Origin of the sequence: Pseudomonas sp. PP3 (assembly GCF_905336995.1) — a bacterium.
In the GTDB taxonomy this organism is placed as follows: domain Bacteria; phylum Pseudomonadota; class Gammaproteobacteria; order Pseudomonadales; family Pseudomonadaceae; genus Aquipseudomonas; species Aquipseudomonas reinekei.
The window spans coordinates 1,602,170-1,618,908 of record NZ_HG995459.1 but is presented as its reverse complement, the minus strand read 5'-3'; the positions used below and the strand labels follow the sequence as shown (position 1 = coordinate 1,618,908).

At 58.9% G+C, this 16,739-nt stretch carries 15 protein-coding genes and 1 pseudogene; 5 read left to right on the top strand and 11 right to left on the bottom strand.

The features are described from left to right. Positions 1-13 precede the first annotated feature (13 nt). The 11 genes from KHO07_RS07485 to KHO07_RS07435 form a co-directional block, all read right to left on the bottom strand. Positions 14-361 carry a flagellar protein FlaG gene (locus KHO07_RS07485; protein WP_212626824.1) on the bottom strand — a complete coding sequence of 116 codons (348 nt, stop codon included), beginning with the start codon at positions 359-361 and terminating at the stop codon, positions 14-16. 74 nt (positions 362-435) lie between these two features. After that, positions 436-1,860: a flagellin gene (locus tag KHO07_RS07480; protein ID WP_150704805.1), complete on the bottom strand. Its 1,425-nt coding sequence runs from the start codon at positions 1,858-1,860 to the stop codon at positions 436-438. A 251-nt stretch (positions 1,861-2,111) separates the two neighbouring features. Continuing rightward, positions 2,112-3,041 (bottom strand): ketoacyl-ACP synthase III, encoded by a 930-nt coding sequence (locus KHO07_RS07475; protein ID WP_075948905.1) that lies wholly within the window; start codon positions 3,039-3,041, stop codon positions 2,112-2,114. A 300-nt stretch (positions 3,042-3,341) separates the two neighbouring features. Further along, positions 3,342-4,925 carry a flagellar hook-associated protein 3 gene (locus tag KHO07_RS07470; RefSeq protein WP_212626823.1) on the bottom strand — a complete coding sequence of 528 codons (1,584 nt, stop codon included), beginning with the start codon at positions 4,923-4,925 and terminating at the stop codon, positions 3,342-3,344. Positions 4,926-4,938: 13 nt separating this feature from the next. Then, a complete protein-coding gene (gene flgK, locus KHO07_RS07465; RefSeq protein WP_212626822.1) occupies positions 4,939-6,951 on the bottom strand; it encodes a flagellar hook-associated protein FlgK in 2,013 nt (670 codons plus the stop codon). A gap of 24 nt (positions 6,952-6,975) precedes the next feature. Then, positions 6,976-8,265 (bottom strand): flagellar assembly peptidoglycan hydrolase FlgJ, encoded by a 1,290-nt coding sequence (flgJ, locus tag KHO07_RS07460; protein WP_212626821.1) that lies wholly within the window; start codon positions 8,263-8,265, stop codon positions 6,976-6,978. A 13-nt stretch (positions 8,266-8,278) separates the two neighbouring features. After that, on the bottom strand, positions 8,279-9,388 hold the full coding sequence (locus KHO07_RS07455) for a flagellar basal body P-ring protein FlgI (RefSeq protein ID WP_075948909.1): 1,110 nt from the start codon (positions 9,386-9,388) through the stop codon (positions 8,279-8,281). A gap of 18 nt (positions 9,389-9,406) precedes the next feature. Beyond that, on the bottom strand, positions 9,407-10,102 hold the full coding sequence (gene flgH / locus KHO07_RS07450; RefSeq protein WP_150734916.1) for a flagellar basal body L-ring protein FlgH: 696 nt from the start codon (positions 10,100-10,102) through the stop codon (positions 9,407-9,409). Between the two features lie 53 nt (positions 10,103-10,155). Next, positions 10,156-10,941 (bottom strand): flagellar basal-body rod protein FlgG, encoded by a 786-nt coding sequence (gene flgG, locus KHO07_RS07445; protein ID WP_008055493.1) that lies wholly within the window; start codon positions 10,939-10,941, stop codon positions 10,156-10,158. Between the two features lie 45 nt (positions 10,942-10,986). Continuing rightward, a complete protein-coding gene (locus tag KHO07_RS07440; RefSeq protein ID WP_150734917.1) occupies positions 10,987-11,727 on the bottom strand; it encodes a flagellar basal body rod protein FlgF in 741 nt (246 codons plus the stop codon). Between the two features lie 210 nt (positions 11,728-11,937). Next, positions 11,938-13,497 carry a sigma-54-dependent transcriptional regulator gene (locus tag KHO07_RS07435; RefSeq protein WP_150734918.1) on the bottom strand — a complete coding sequence of 520 codons (1,560 nt, stop codon included), beginning with the start codon at positions 13,495-13,497 and terminating at the stop codon, positions 11,938-11,940. A gap of 368 nt (positions 13,498-13,865) precedes the next feature. Between KHO07_RS07435 and phhA the strand changes: the two genes are divergently transcribed. The 5 genes and pseudogenes from phhA to KHO07_RS29360 all read left to right on the top strand — a co-directional run bounded on the left by phhA (position 13,866) and on the right by KHO07_RS29360 (position 16,717). Further along, positions 13,866-14,657: a phenylalanine 4-monooxygenase gene (phhA, locus tag KHO07_RS07430; RefSeq protein WP_075948913.1), complete on the top strand. Its 792-nt coding sequence runs from the start codon at positions 13,866-13,868 to the stop codon at positions 14,655-14,657. 104 nt (positions 14,658-14,761) lie between these two features. After that, on the top strand, positions 14,762-15,118 hold the full coding sequence (locus tag KHO07_RS07425; RefSeq protein ID WP_056853042.1) for a 4a-hydroxytetrahydrobiopterin dehydratase: 357 nt from the start codon (positions 14,762-14,764) through the stop codon (positions 15,116-15,118). Further along, complete coding sequence (locus KHO07_RS07420) at positions 15,118-16,311, top strand: amino acid aminotransferase (RefSeq protein ID WP_212626820.1); 1,194 nt, start codon at positions 15,118-15,120, stop codon at positions 16,309-16,311. Before KHO07_RS07425 ends, KHO07_RS07420 begins: the two co-directional genes overlap by 1 nt. Further along, positions 16,302-16,421, top strand: a pseudogene (locus KHO07_RS29100) (metal ABC transporter ATP-binding protein); the annotation flags it as partial. The gene KHO07_RS07420 and the pseudogene KHO07_RS29100, both read left to right, overlap by 10 nt. Positions 16,422-16,585: 164 nt before the next feature. Then, a complete protein-coding gene (locus tag KHO07_RS29360) occupies positions 16,586-16,717 on the top strand; it encodes a hypothetical protein (RefSeq protein WP_280519540.1) in 132 nt (43 codons plus the stop codon). Positions 16,718-16,739 lie beyond the last annotated feature (22 nt).

Sequence of the window (16,739 nt, the reverse complement as noted above, 5' to 3'; positions counted from 1 at the left end):
AATTCATGCCAGTTCAGACTTTGTCATCAAATAACAAACTGCTTGCCTGGCTCAGGCTTTGCGCCAATTTCAGCGCGGTTTCCGAAGGGATCTGACGAATCACATCACCGCTTTCAGTAGCGATAACCTTGACTACGACCCGCCCGGTGGAATCATCAATGGAAAAATCAAGCTTGCGCTGGCTTGCCTGAACGAATTCGCGAATATCGGTGACTGCCTTTTCCAGCTCGTCACGCTTAGGCTCAATTGCAGCCGGGACAACAGCTTCAACCTTGGGCTGAATCGCCGCATCAACCGGTGCCACTGGATTCTGCAGCGCAACCGCCGGGTAGGACTGGTTCAATCTGACGCTCATATCCATGTCCAATCTCCTCAATACGGAAAAGACAAAAGGGCACGTAAACGCGCCCCTCCGTCAATTACCAGACGCTGAAATTACTGAAGCAGTTTCAGTACAGCGGATGGCAGTTGGTTGGCTTGCGACAGGATGGCAGTCGAAGCCGATTGCAGCGTTTGCTGCTTAGTCAGCTCGGCAGTTTCAGCAGCGAAGTCCACGTCTTGCACAGTGCTGCGAGCAGCGGTGGAGTTCTTCTGGATGTTCTGCAGGTTGTCAACGGTAGTGGTCAGACGGTTTTGGGTAGCACCCAGACCCGAACGAACGCTGTCGATCGAACCGATGGCCTTGTCGATTACTGCCAGAGCGTTTTGCGCTTTGGTGGCATCGGTCACGTCGGTTTGAGCGATAGTGGTTTTGACCGACGAGGTATTACCCGCGCCGAACAAAGCAGTAGAACCAGCGCCGGTCATCGAGAAGCCTTTGGCCGAGTCCAGGTTGACAGCGCCGGTAGCGATAATGCCATCAGCCACGGCCAGGCTGCCGCCGTAAGTGCCGGAGCCGTTTTTAGTGGCGACGGTGATCGAACCTGCATCGGTCGAAGCGCTGAATGCGATGTTCTCACCCGAATCGGATTTGATCGACAGAGTGTCTTTGACCGAATCGTAGTTAACACTGATGCCCAGCTTCGCGGAGTTCGACTTCAACTGGTCAGCAAAGCTGGCTGTATCTTTCACGCCAACGAATGCGACGGCCGAGCCACCGATAGTCATGGTGAAGGAAGCAGGAGTGGTCGCAGCCGCTGCACCTACCGTGAATTGAGCTTCGGTGCTTGCAGTGGCGCTAAGGCCGCCCACGGCGCCGTTGAATTTCTGAGCAATGGTTTTAGCCGACTCACCCAGAAGACCCGTAGTCAGCGTAACGGCTGCAGTCTGACCATTACCGGTGATGTTGACCACACCCCCTGCAAAACCAGCCGCAACCGGGACCAACGAAGCGCTTTTCATTTGCTGCGAGCCGATGTTGTTGGCCGCAACGTTGTCCAGGCTCAGGTTGATGGTTTCGTTAGCGTTGGCGCCGACCTGAATGGCCTTGGTGCCGTACGAACCGTCGAGCAGTTTCTGGCCACCGAATGTGGTGGTTTGCGAGATACGGGTCAGCTCGGAAGTCAGAGCCTGGTATTCGTCGTTGTTCGACTTACGGTCGTCAGCGCTCAGGGAGCCGGTGGCCGAGGACAGAGCCAGGGTACGCATTTTTTGCAGAATGTCGGTCGAAGCCTGCATTGCGCCTTCAGCGGTTTGCGCGATGGAGATGCCATCGTTGGCGTTCTTTACAGCTTGACCCAAGCCGTTGATCTGGCTGGTCAGGCGGTTAGCGATTTGCAGGCCGGCCGCGTCGTCTTTGGCGCTGTTGATACGCAGGCCGGAGGACAGGCGCTGCATGGAAGTTTGCAGGGCGCCGCCGGCTTTGTTCAGGTTACCCTGGGTGCTGATAGAGGCAATGTTGGTGTTTACGGTTAAAGCCATGACGAAATCCTCGTTGGATGGATACTGCGGCTTCCGGCCCTGGCAACCGCCTGGTGTGGCCTAGAGAACCTACGTAATAGTTATCGTCGTGGGACCCGTTTGCTTGAGGGGTTTTTTCGAATTTTTTAATGGCAGCGTGCCAGCCCTTTATTTTCAAGGCTTTACAGACAAAAAATCGGCGCCATAAAAACGCAAAACGCCCGGCAACTTGGGTTGCCGGGCGTTTTTTTTTGCGCCTGTATTCGGGTTAATCAACCGCGATAAAGAATCGCCGACCCCCACGAAAGGCCCACGCCAAAGCCGCTGATCGCCACGCGCGTCCATTTGGAATCGAACACGTGGTTCTGCAACAGCAACGGAATGCTCGATGAAACCGTGTTGCCGGTTTCGAGCATGTCCTTGACGAACTTCTCCGGCTCGCCTTCTTCGAAGCGGCGCGCCACGGCATCGACGATGGCCGCGCTGCCCTGGTGAATGCAGAAGGCATCGATGTCGCCAGCTTGCAGATTCGACTCGTCCAGCAGCTCATGCAAATGCGCCGGGACTTTGAGCAAGGCAAAGTTGAACACCTGGCGGCCATTCATGAAGAACACACCGTCAGTGACTTTCAGGTGCGGTGCGCCGGAACCGTCGGTACCGAACTTCGACTTGCCCAGCTGCCAGACAGCGTTTTCGCCCATCCAGGTCGCGGTGGCGGCATCGCCGAACAACATGGTGGTGTTGCGGTCTTCCGGGTCGACGATCTTCGAATACGGGTCAGCGGTGATCAGCAGGCCGTTTTTCAGCCCCGCCGCTTCCATGAAGCCCTTGATCGCATAGATGCCGTACACGTAGCCGGAACAGCCCAGGGAAATATCGAAAGCGGCGACATGGGTCGGCAGGCCCAGCTTGTCCTGAACGATCGCAGCGGTGTGCGGCAGCCCTTCTTCATCACCGTTCTGGGTGACGACGATCAGGCAGTCGATGGATTCACGCTTGAGCGCTGGACTGGCGGCGAACAGGGCGTTGGCGGCTTCGACACACAGGTCGGACGTTTCCTGATCGGCATCCATGCGCGGCAAAAACGCCGAACCGATCTTGCCAAGGATGAAGGTTTCATCCTTGTCGAACTTTGCACCCTGGGCGTAGTTATCAACCCCGGTTGCCGGCACGTAACTCGCAATATTTTTTATGCCAATCATTATGGCTTCCCAATAATAAACAGCTGAACATCGCCGCTCGCTGAATCGAGGGCGTCTACAGTCAGGGCCTGGCATCGTCGGCGCTCAAGCAAACGCCTTGAACAGTCCGCCACCTTTCACCGCCCGCAGACAGGATACAGTGAAGATGCGCGTTTTGACTGACGGGTCACTCAGAGATCGGTGCTTTATTTGATTTTATGGTCCAGATCCCGCCTCTTCAGCTCCGCCACCGGCTGAAAAAAATGCAAAAAAAAGCCAGCCCCCTATGACAGGGACTGGCCGCGAGCGGTCAAGACCGACTCAAAGCTTGTTGAACAGGCTCAACTGGGAGACCTTGGCGAACGCCAGTTGCGCGGCCTGCAGCATGGTTTGCTGCAAGGTCAGGCGGGTCAGCACTTCAGCCGGGTCGGCCTCTCTGATCGAAGATTGCGTAGAAGTGTTGATCAGATCCGTGCTTTGAATGGCATCCCGCTGCATATCCATCACGTTGCCGCGTGCGCCGATGGCACCGCGCGCCAGATCGACCTGGTTCTTCGCGTTATTCAAGTTGGAAATCGAAGAGGCGATGACGTTCTGCAGATTGCGCGCCGCCTCCGGATTGCCTGCAGTAGGCACTTCAAGTGCCTGACGCAGCTGGCTAATGGTATCGAGCACGTTCTGAGTCTGGTGGGTATTGACCGAGATATCGAACTGGTCACCTGCCGCCGGAACTGGCGGCGTTCCCCCGAGCGTAAAGCTGACACCGGCCGCCGTTGCAATGCCTGCCGCTACAGTTCCGCTGGAGACCGGAGTGCTGCTACTGGTCAACGGCCGAGTGTATAGCTCAAAGGTGGTGGGGCTGGTAAATTTCAGAACCGCCCCGCCTTCCGGGAAGAAACTTTTGTAATCGGCCGCATTGGTCACTGTAGCTTGGCTGATCAGCGCTGTTGAGGTGTTGCTCGCCGCTCGGGTGCCAACGAAGCTGTCTGGCTTGGCTTCCAGCTTGAAACTGTGACCAGCGATGACAGCATCCGCGTTTGCGGGCGTGTCAGTCGCTTGATAGGTGATATCCAGCGCGAAGGTCACACCACGAAAGCTGATATCGGAACCGTCCTTGTTATCCGGATCAAATTTGCCTCCCCCGCTTGCCTCAGCTGTAACGTCGTTCCCCAAGCTATCCATGATCACAAATTGGGTACTGCTGGTGAATGACATTGTGTAAGGCTGCCCGTTGCGAAAACTCGCATCAAAAGCCGGGCCGGAACTCACCAGGCCTTGGGATACGGATACACGTCCGTCGTCCACTGCCGGCGCGGTCATCGTGGTCGAACTGCGAGCAGCGTTGATCGCCTGCTGGAATACATCCCAACCGGTATCGTTCAAGCCCAGCGACATCGAGTCGCCGATTTTCAGCTGCAATTGCGTCTGGTCACCTTGATAACTGTAGGTACCGTCGCTGTTGCGAATAAAAGGCTGAGTGTTGTTGCTGGCACCGGCAAAGATGTACTTGCCGTTGGCGTCCTTGCTGTTCATCAAGCTCAGCAGTTGCTCTTCAGCCTGGGCAACTTCTGCACCAATGGATTTGCGATCGTCATCGTTCAACGATGCACCCCCAGCACGTACAGCCAACTCGCTGACCTTTTGCAGCACAGTGTTGATGCTGTCCAGCACGCTTTCTTCCTGCGCCTGGGCGGTACCCAACGCCTGGATATTGCTGGTGTACTGCCCCAACATCGCTTTTTGCTGCTCAAGTTGCAGCAAACGGGCGGCACCGACTGGATCGTCTGCGGCGGTCGCTACCTTGATACCGCTGCTCGCCTGCTCGGCAGTCTTCATCACGTTATTCAGGTTGCGAGAATAGTTGGCGGCCGTCGTGGCGTAATACTGTGCGGTAGAAATGCGCATGTTCTACGGCTCCTTAAAGGGCATTGATCAGGGTGCTGAAAATTTCCTGCGCAGTCTTGATGATCTGCGAAGAGGCCGTGTAGTACTGCTGGTATTTGGTCAGGTTGCCCGCCTCTTCATCGAGGTCGACGCCCGACAGCGAGTCACGGGCATTGCGCGCACCGGTCAGAATGGTGTCAGTCGCCGTGGCATCCAGTTGACCCTGCTTGGTCAGGGAACCGACGGTCGATACCAGACCACCATACGCATCGGTAAAACTCACACCCGGGTTGGTCGCGGTAGCGCCGACGGTGGCTTTGGTTTGCAGGGCGAGCAGCGACTGCGCGTTACGGTTGTCGGTGCTGTCGGCCGCTGTCATGGCAATGTTGAAACTGTCGCCCGAGGCTGGGCTACCGCTGACCGTCATTGCCACGTTGAAGGTTTTGGCGTTGCCACCGGCATCGGTGTAAGGCACGGCAATGTTCAGGTCGTTGTTCTGACCGGGGACGATGTTGCCCGTACCAATGCTGTTGCCCTTGGAGTCGAACACTTCATACGCCGTGGCGCTGGTCATCAGCATGCGAACAGGCATGCTCGCCTTGACCGCCGTCTGCACTTCCAGTCGCTGCACCGGATCATAGATATCCAGAGACGTTGTCAGGTTCGGCTGGCTGACAGCACCGGTACCGTCATTGCCCGAAGCCTTGGTCGACGTCAGTGGCGCGGACGTGGCCAGGGTCTTGGTGTCGGTCATGACCGTGGTCATGTCCGCGGCGGAGCTGCGGGTCGGGGTGATCTTGAACGAATCGCCGACGGCCACGGTGCCCGAATTGATGCTCAGGCTGAAACCATCGATAACCGGATCGGCGGCAGGCGGTGTCGCGAAAGCGAAGTTGCCCATGTCGGAATTATCCGACAGGCGACGCACGTTGTAGCCGGTCGCGGTGATGGTCACCTGATAATCACTGGCCGCCAGTTTGCTGGTGTCCTTGATGGTGACGTTCAGGTTACCGGATGCCGGGTTGTTGCCGGCGTTGGCGATGCTGCGCTCGCTGATGGCTTTCAAGCTGTTGATGTTGTTGAACAGTGCCGCGCCGAAGTTGCCGTTCTGATCCAGGCCCTGGCCCAACTGCTTGTTGACCTGATCGGCCACGACCATGGCGATGCGACCCAGGCCATTGACCGCCGGGGTCAGCACCTCGTTGCGATAACGAATCAGGCCGCCCATCTCGCCGCCGCTCATCACCGACGTGATATCCAACGACGAGCCGTTGCGATCCATGATGATCGCGGAGCGAGTGGGATCGGCAGGATCCGGCGCCACGCGCAATTTGTTGACGGTATCACCGACCACCAGTGGCTGGCCGCTGCCCAGATAGATATCGAGGCGGCCTTCGGTTTCAGTGACCTGAGTGCCGACCAGCTCGTTGAGCTGGCGAATGGTTTCGTTACGCTGGTCCAGCAGTTCGTTGGGGGTGCCACCCGAACCGCTGACTTCGGCGATTTTTTTGTTGTAGGCCGCGACGGTCGACGCCAGTTTGTTGACCTGATCGGCCATCGAGCCCAACTGATCGTTGATGTACGAACCCTGTTGTTTCAACTGCTGGGAAATCGCGTTGAAGCGGCTGCTCAGGCCCTGAGCGTTGGTCAACAATGCCTGACGTGCGGCGTTGTCGTTGGAATTGCCGGCCAGGGTCTGCAAGGACGCGAAGAACGATTGCAAGGTCTTGGTCACACCGGTGCCGCTGTCGGACAGCAACTTGTCGACCTGAGTCGCTTGCCCCAGATAAGCCTGGGCATCGCTGTTGAGCGAGGTAGTGGTCTGCAACTGCGCATCGAGGTAGCTGTTGTACACCCGACGCACATCGGCCAGCGTAGTACCGGTGCCAATGAACACATTGCCGTGCTGAATAGAATTTTTGCTGTTCTGCACGGTTTGTTGGCGCGAGTACCCGACGGTATCGACGTTGGAAATGTTATTACCGGTAGTCACCAACGAAGCGTGGCTAGCGGACAAACCCGACATTCCGATGTTGAGCAAACTCATGGTTCAGACCTTATGACCTTATGCCTATAAAGGCGTGGTGGAAACGCCCGCCGCAGCGTAGTTCTGGTAACTCGTCATCTGCTTGGCTATCTGCGAAATCTTGCTTGCGTAGTCCGGGTCGGTTGCGTAACCGGCCTTTTGCAACTCGCGTACAAACTGTTCTGGGTTATCGGCCGACTTCACGACATCTTGATAGCGATTATTCGTCTGCAACAACGTCACAAGGTCATGGAAACTGTCCTTGTAAGAGTCATAGGAACGGAACTCGGCCGTCTCCTTGACCATCTCGCCATTTCTGAATTCGCTGGTGATCGCTCGCGCCGAATCGCCCTTCCAACTGCTGCTGGCCTTGATGCCGAACAGGTTGTGACTGCTGCTGCCGTCCTGGGCGCGCATGACCGATTTGCCCCAGCCGGTTTCCAGGGCAGCCTGGGCCACCAGGTAACGCGGATCGACACCAATGCGCTCGGCCGCTTCCTTGGCCATCGGCAGCATGGTGTTGACGAATTCGTCTGCTGAGCTGAACGCTTTTTTCGCTGGCGCCAGTGGAATCTGCGCGATGGCGCGACCGTGAATCTGCAACCCCCCGTTCGATGCCGCCTGCGCATTGGCCAACCAGTCGCCGTTATACAAAGGCCCGGTACCGGTGATCGTGGTGCGCTCCGGCAATGCCGTCTTGTTGACGGCCGCAGTCAACGGCGCTGTCGTCGTGGCGGAAGGCACCAGACCGGCGAGCAAGCGATCAGCCAGTTTCGGTGGCAATGCCAGGCGCCGCTGATTGATCAATGCCATGTCATTGCTGTGAGCACCCTCGCCTGTCGGTGCGCTGACCGAGCGTGAAGCCCACAACGGACGCTGACCGTTGACTCGCGACAACGGCCCGTTGACTGCCACCGTGCCCGCCGCGATCGGCGTTTGCGCAGCGGCTTTCGCAGCCTCCTGCTTGGCAGCAGACAACGTCGCCGCTTCACCCGGCGCCAGCGGTTTGTTCTTCGACATCTGCCGCATCAGCACGTCCGCCAGCCCGATGCCACCGCCCTCGCGGGACATGGAAACGGCCAGTTGCTGGTCGTACATTTCCTGATACTGCTTGGCCTCGGCAGTGTTGAGCGGGTTGTCCTTGCCCAGTGCTTCGGTGGCCGAGCGCATGGACTTGAGCATCTCGCCGAGGAACAGCGACTCGAATTCCTGCGCCACTTTGCGCATGTTGGCGTCACTGTTCTTGTCGCCGACCTTGAGCTGGTTCAGTCGGTTCAGGTCGGAAAACGCACCCGAATCGCTGCTGCTGACCCGCCCACTCTTGAACATGTCCATAGGATCGCCTTCCTTAAATCACGATCAGGTCGGCTTGCAACGCGCCGGCCTGCTTCAGTGCTTCGAGGATGGCCATCAGGTCACCCGGCGCTGCGCCGACCTGGTTCACCGCACGGACGATTTCGTCGAGGGTGGTGCCCGGGCCGAACTTGAACATCGGTTTGGCTTCCTGCTCGGCGTTGACCCGCGAGCGCGGCACGACGGCGGTCTGGCCATTGGACAGAGGACCGGGCTGGCTGACGATCGGGTCTTCGGTGATGGTCACGGTCAAGCTGCCATGAGTGACGGCTGCCGGAGAAACCTTGACGTTCTGACCGATCACGATGGTGCCAGTACGGGAGTTGATGATGACTTTCGCCACCGCCTGGCCCGGATCGATTTCGAGGTTTTCGAGGATCGACAGATAGTCGACACGCTGGCTCGGATCGAGCGGCGCGGTCACGCGGATCGACCCGCCATCGATGGCTTGCGCCACGCCAGGGCCGAGCATGTCGTTGATCTTGTCGACGATGCGCTTGGCCGTGGTGAAGTCGGATCGATTGAGGTTCAGGGTCAGGCTGTTGCCCTGGTTGAAACCGCTCGGCACAGCCCGTTCAACCGACGCACCGCCTGGGATGCGCCCGGCCGACGGGACGTTGACCGTGATTTTCGAACCGTCGCGACCTTCGGCATCGAAACCGCCCACCACCAGGTTGCCCTGGGCCACCGCATAGACGTTGCCATCGATACCCTTGAGCGGCGTCAGCAGCAAGGTGCCGCCTCGCAGGCTCTTGGAGTTACCGATGGACGCTACGGTAATGTCGATCTGCTGTCCCGGTTTGGCGAACGCTGGCAGGTCGGCACTGATCGATACCGCCGCGACGTTCTTCAACTGCACGTTGCCCGAACCCGGCGGCACCTTGATGCCGAACTGCGAGAGCATGTTGTTGAAGGTCTGCAGGGTGAATGGGGTTTGCGTCGTCTGGTCACCGGTGCCGTTAAGCCCGACCACCAGGCCGTAGCCGATCAATTGGTTGGAACGCACGCCGGAAATGCTGGCGATGTCCTTCAGCCGCTCGGCTTGAGCGCCGAAGGATGCGGACAGCATCAGGGCAGCCACCATCAGGTGTCTAAAGTTCAACATGCTCAACTGGAAAGCCACCTAGAAAGGGAACAGCGGGCTGAGGAAGAAACGGTCGAACCAGCCTGGCTGACTCGCATCGGCAAACGAACCGGTGCCCGAATAGGTGATGCGCGCATCGGCGACACGGGTCGACGACACGGTGTTATCGGTGGAGATATCGTCAGCGCGCACCAGCCCGGCAATTCGCACCAGTTCATCACCGGTGTTCAGCGTCATCCACTTCTCGCCACGTACCGCGATGATGCCGTTGGGCAACACGTCAGCCACGGTCACGGTGACCGAACCGGTGAGGGTGTTGCCTTGCGCGGCCTTGCTGTCACCCTTGGTCGCGCGGTCGCCTTCATAGCCGGCATCGAGGCTCAGGTCGCCACTGCCGAACGGGTTATTGGTGCTGGGGGTAGAGCCGAACAGCGAGCTCAGGCCGATGCTGGCCTTGCTGTTCTTGCCAATTTGCGAGTTGGCGTTTTTGCTGGCCTGGGTCCTCTCGTTCAGCGTGATGGTGATGATGTCACCTACGCGGAACGCCTTGCGGTCGCTATAGAGGTTCTGCTCGAAACCGGCCTGGTAGATCGAACCGTTGTTCGCCGCAGCCGGCAACGGCGTGCGCGGCAACACCGGGGCGTAGTAAGGATCATTGGGCTTGGGTGTCGGACCGACACAGCCGGCGAGCACAGTGATCCCACTCAATGCCAGAACAGAAACGAAGCGATTCATGACCCTTACCTCACGGTGTTGCAGGCGGTCGCATGACCGCCTCATAGACTTGATTACAGATTCTGCGTTACGAACGAGAGCATCTGGTCGGCGGTGGAGATCACCTTGGAGTTCATCTCGTAGGCGCGCTGAGTGGTGATCATGTTGACCATCTCTTCAACCGTGCTGACGTTGGACGTTTCCAGGGTGTTCTGCAGCGTGGTACCGAAACCGGCCAGGCCCGGGGTACCGACTTGCGGTGCACCACTGGCGGCAGTTTCCAGGAACAGGTTGTTACCCACCGCTTGCAGGCCGGCCGGGTTGATGAAGTCGGCAGTTTGCAGGTTACCGATCACCTGGGAAGCCGGGTTGCCGGCGACGGTGATGGACACGGTGCCGTCCTTGCCGACGGTGAAGGTCTGGGCGTCGTTCGGAATGACAATCGCCGGCTCCAGGGCAAAGCCGCTGGCGTTGACGATCTGGCCGTTGGAGTCCAGGTGGAAGGTACCGTCACGGGTATAGGACGTGGTGCCGTCCGGTTGCAGGATCTGGAAGAAACCGCGACCGTCGATGGCCATGTCCAGCGGCTGCTCGGTGGTTTGCAGGCTGCCGGCGTTGAAGTTCTTCTGGGTGCCGACAATGCGCACACCGGTACCCAGTTGCAGGCCCGACGGCAGTTCGCTGTCCTGGGTCGACTGGGCGCCTGGCTGACGCTTGATCTGATAGAGCAAGTCCTGGAACTCGGCGCGGTCACGTTTGAAACCCGTGGTCGACACGTTGGCCAGGTTGTTGGAAATGGTGGTCAGGTTGGTGTCCTGGGCGGACAGACCGGTTTTGGCAACCCATAGAGCCGGAAGCATTCGATTCTCCTCGTGCGCCTGTTTTACGGCGCGACGTTCTGGTAATTAGCTGATCTGCAAGACCCGAGCCATGGCCTGGTCGTCTTCTTTGGCGGTGTTCATCATCTTGATGTGCAGTTCGAACTGCTTGGCCAAGGCCAGTACCGAGGTCATTTCGTCCACGGCGTTGACGTTGCTCGACTCAAGAAAACCGGACACCAGTTTGACGTTGGCATCGGCTTGCGCCGGCCTGCCGTCCTTGGTGTGGATCGAACCGTCCAGGCCCTTGGTCATGTTCTTGAAGTCCGGGTTGACCAGCTTGATGCGGTCAACTTCCGCCATCACTCGAGGGCCTTCACCCATCGCACGGATGCTGATGGTGCCGTCCTCGCCGACTTCGATCTGCTGCTCGGGCGGCACGGCAATCGGGCCGCCGTTGCCGATCACCGGCATGCCGTTGCCGGCACGCAGCACACCCAACGCGTCAACCACCAGGCTGCCGGTGCGCACGTAGCTTTCGCCGCCATCGGGGTTCTGCACCGCCAGCCAGCCGTTGCCTTGCACGGCGACATCGAGGTCGCGGCCGGTTTGCACCAGCGAGCCGGGAGAGAAGTCGGTGGCCGGGCGTTCGGACATGGCAAACGCACGCGCCGGAAAGCTGTCGCCGAACACCGGCATCGAACGCGCCTGCTCCAGGTCTTTCTGGAAACCGTTGGTGGAGATGTTCGCGAGGTTGTTGGCATGAGCCTTCTGCGCCAGTGCATTCTGGCTGGCGCCGGTCATTGCCACATAAAGGTACTTGTCCACAATCTTTCCTCTGCCTGCCGGACGTTTGCCGCCCACTGCTGTACTGACGAGGCATAAGCAATTTGCAGACCAACTTGTTTTGCACGGCGCGCGGCCCGGCAAACAAAGGACTTGAGGGGATTGAGCGGAAATGAAGGGTTTGTATCAGAGACGAAAAACCGGCGGTGTTATGCCGGTAAGTGGCAAGGCTTGACCTGTTGAAGCCGCGGGTCAGGTGTTGTCCTTGCCCACCTCATAATCGCGCAGCTTATTGGCAATGGTGGTATGAGAAACCCCCAACCGCTTACCCAACTGCCGACTGCTCGGATGCTCGGAATACAACCGCTCCAGCACCGCTTTCTCGAAGCGCCCGACAATCTCGTCGAGCCCGCCCTCCAGCGAAAAATCGCCAAGCGGCTGACGCACGCCATAGTCCGGCAGACGAATGTGCTCAGCCTTGACCGTCCCGCCCTCGCACAGGGAAACCGCCTGAAACAGCACGTTCTCCAACTGCCGAACGTTGCCCGGCCAATGGTAATGACTGAGGCGATCCATGGCCGCTGGCGCCAGTTTCGGCAGCGGGCAACCGATCTGCCGACTGGCCTGATCGAGGAAGTGCTCCACCAGCGGCGTCAAACCGTCGAGGCATTCGCGCAGCGGCGGAATGTGCAGCGACAACACGTTCAAGCGGTGATAAAGGTCCTGGCGAAATTCGCCGCGCGCGCACAACTCGGACAAGTCGACCTGGGTCGCGCAGATCACCCGCACATCCAGATACACCTCTTCATCACTGCCGACACGACGGAAGCATCCATCCTGCAAGAAGCGAAGCAGTTTCACCTGCAAGCGCGGACTCATTTCCCCGACGCCATCGAGAAACAACGTACCGCCCGCCGTCAGCTCCAACAGCCCGAGCTTGCCCTCGGCCCGCGCCCCTTCGAAGGCACCGGGGCCATAACCGAACAATTCCGTCTCGGCCATGGACTCCGGCAAGCCGGCGCAATTGAGCGCCATCAACGGCGACTGCCCGCGCGGACTCGCCAAGTGGCAGGCACGCGCCAACAGTTCTTTGCCAGTGCCGGTTTCACCTTCTATTAATAGCGGCGCATCCAGTGGCGCCATCCGCCGTGCTTCGCGCACCACCGCGGCCATCACTTTCGAGCTTTGGAAGATGCTGTCGAAACCTCGTAACTCTTGCTTGCGTACGTTATAGATGCGCTCACCCACCCGGTCGGCGCGGTGCAGCGTCAGCACGGCACCGGCCATGGCTTCGCTGTCGTCATGCTCCGATTGCAGCGGCGCGATGTCGGCCAGGAACACGTCGCCCTTGACCTTGACCCGCAACCCGTTGATTCGCGATTTGTTGGCGCGCACCAGTTCCGGCAAGTCGAAATCCTCGGCGTAGCGCGACAACGGCATCCCCGGCACTTCATCGACCCGCACACCCAGCAACTGCGCCGCCGCCCGGTTGGCCGCCACGATGGAGCCGCCCATATCGATCGACAGCACCGGAAACTCCAGGGCGCCGAGCAACGCATTGAGTTCCATGTGCCGACGCTCGCTGGGCATCAGCCCTACACGCTTGACGCCAAACACCCCACCAATTGCTTCGAATTTCGGACGCAACGCCTGGAACTGAATGTTGATCAGGTTCGGGCAGTGCAGGTAGATGGCGTTGCCATGCTCACCGCCCACTTCACCGCGAGCGACGTTGATGCCGTACTCAACCAAGAGGTTGAGAATGTCGCGAAGGATGCCGATGCGGTTCTGGCAGTGGACTTTGATACGCATATGAAAGACCTGATAAACGATGATTGACCTGTGGGAGCCAGCCTGCTGGCGATGGCATCGCATCAGGCAATATTGATGTTGAATGACACGCCGCTATCGCCAGCAGGCTGGCTCCCACAGGTTTAGCCCGACTTTTCTGTCGAGACACGCAGATAGTCGTCAAGATTATGTGACAGGCACGGCGCTTTTCAAACCCGAAAATCTCAGCATCTACGCGATGACTGCCAATTCGTAACAAAAACTTTACGAATATCAGCGAATTTTCCTGCGCACACCTCGAACCACCTGCTGCATGAACGCAATCCTTGGGGTATTCCTAGGTCCATAGCAGCACATAACAAGAACGAATCCCCTAGCAGGAGAGCAGCATGAAGCAGACGCAATACGTGGCTCGCGAGCCCGATGCGCAAGGTTTTATCGACTACCCCGCCGAGGAACACGCGGTGTGGAACACGCTGATCACTCGCCAACTGAAAGTGATCGAAGGGCGTGCGTGCCAGGAGTACCTGGACGGTATCGAAAAACTCGGTCTGCCCCACGACCGCATTCCGCAATTGGGCGAGATCAACAAGGTCCTTGGTGAAACCACTGGTTGGCAGGTCGCCCGCGTACCGGCGCTGATCCCCTTCCAGACCTTTTTTGAATTGCTCGCCAGCAAGCAGTTTCCAGTGGCCACCTTCATTCGTACCCGCGAAGAGCTGGATTACCTGCAAGAGCCGGATATTTTCCACGAGATCTTCGGCCACTGCCCGCTGCTGACCAATCCATGGTTCGCCGAATTCACCCACACCTACGGCAAACTTGGCCTGCAGGCGTCCAAGGAAGAACGCGTGTACCTGGCGCGTCTGTACTGGATGACCATCGAGTTCGGCCTGGTCGACACCCCGCAAGGCCAGCGCATCTACGGCGGCGGCATTCTGTCCTCGCCGAAAGAAACCGTTTACTGCCTGTCGGACGAGCCTGAGCATCAGCCGTTCGATCCGCTGGAATGCATGCGCACGCCGTACCGCATCGACATCCTGCAACCTCTGTATTTCGCGCTGCCGAATCTCAAGCGTCTGTTCGATCTCGCCCACGAAGACATCATGGGCATGGTCAAGCAAGCGATGCAGATGGGTCTGCACGCACCGAAATTTCCGCCAAAACCAAAAGCTGCGTGAACCGCGACTTTTAAGATCAAGTGAGCCTGTCGTAAACCCACGCTTTGCATTAGCGTGATGTTACTGACGGCCGATTTCCCAACATTCGATTTCAGGAATACATCATGACCGCACTCACCCAAGCCCATTGCGAAGCCTGCCGCGCCGATGCTCCACAAGTCAGCGACGAAGAACTGCCGATCCTGATCAAGCAGATCCCGGATTGGAACATCGAAGTTCGCGACGGCATCATGCAGCTGGAAAAGATTTTCCTGTTCAAGAACTTCAAGCACGCCCTGGCGTTCACCAACGCTGTTGGTGAAATCTCCGAGGCCGAAGGCCACCACCCGGGCCTGCTGACCGAGTGGGGCAAAGTCACCGTGACCTGGTGGAGCCACTCGATCAAAGGCCTGCACCGCAACGACTTCATCATGGCCGCGCGCACTGACATCGTTGCCAAGGACGCCGAGGGCCGCAAGTAATGCACTTCGACGCCATTGGCCGCGTGCCCGGCGACCCGATCCTGGGCCTGATGGAGGCCTATGCGCAGGACCCGAACCCGCGCAAGTTCGACCTTGGCGTGGGTGTCTATAAAGACGCCCAAGGCCTGACGCCCATTCCGCAGTCGGTGAAACTGGCCGAGGCGCGTCTGGTGGAGCGTCAGAGCACCAAGACTTACATCGGCGGTCACGGCGAACCTGCATTTGGCAAAGCAATCAACGAATTGGTGCTTGGCGCCGACTCGACGTTGATCGCGCAACAACGGGCCGGCGCCACCCAGACCCCGGGCGGCACTGGCGCGCTGCGCCTGAGCGCCGACTTCATTGCCCAGTGCCTGCCAGGCCGAGGCGTGTGGTTGAGCAATCCGACCTGGCCGATCCACGAAACGATTTTCGCGGCGGCCAAGGTCAAGGTCAGCCACTACCCGTACGTGGGCAGTGACAATCGGCTCGACATTGATGGCATGCTCGCCGCACTCAACGAAGCGCCCAAGGGCGACGTGGTGTTGCTGCACGCCTGCTGCCACAACCCGACCGGTTTCGATCTGTCCCACGACGATTGGCGCCGTGTGCTGGAGGTTGTGCGCAAACGCGAACTGCTGCCGCTGATCGACTTCGCCTACCAGGGCTTCGGCGACGGCCTGGAGCAGGACGCCTGGTCGACCCGGTTGTTCGCCGCCGAGTTGCCGGAAGTGCTGATCACCAGTTCCTGCTCGAAGAACTTCGGCCTGTACCGCGACCGCACCGGTGCGCTGATTGTCTGCGCCAAAACCGCCGACAAACTCATCGACATCCGCAGTCAACTGGCCAACATCGCCCGCAACTTGTGGTCGACGCCGCCGGACCATGGTGCTGCTGTGGTCGCAACCATCCTCGGCGACCCGGAGCTGAAACGCCTGTGGGCCGACGAAGTGGAAGCGATGCGCCTGCGTATCGCCCAACTGCGCAGCGGCCTGTTGGAAGCGCTCGAACCCCACGGCTTGCGCGAGCGCTTTGCCCACATTGGCGTGCAGCGCGGGATGTTCTCCTACACCGGCCTGTCGCCGGAGCAAGTGAAGAACCTGCGCGATCATCACAGCGTGTACATGGTCAGCTCGGGCCGGGCCAACGTGGCGGGGATTGATGCCACGCGCCTGGATTTGCTGGCCGAGGCGATTGCCAGCGTCTGCAAATAATCATCAGGCACGGCAAGCCCCCTGTGGGAGCGAGCCTGCTCGCGAATGCGATCTATCAGTCAACGTCACCGTTGAATGACACTCCGCTTTCGCGAGCAGGTTCGCTCCCACATTTGTTTTGGGTCGCTCCTCCAGTCATGTCTAGACAATCCCATCCGTCGAAACAAATGGATATAAAAGTCTATTTGTCATTTCTCCTGCTGTATCCTGCCCAGGCTTTTTTAAAAGCGCGGATCTACCAGATCTATCAACAGACTTAGCGAGGAGCGCAACCATGCACGAGATTCCTAATCTCCCCTTCCCAAGCCTGCACGTACCTGAGCAGACGACCACGCAACAAGCCGGTGCCCAACAGCCCGAGACCAAAGAAGCACCTGACAGCCGCCAGGCTGACAGCGAAGACTGAAACACCTGCCGTACAGACCGTG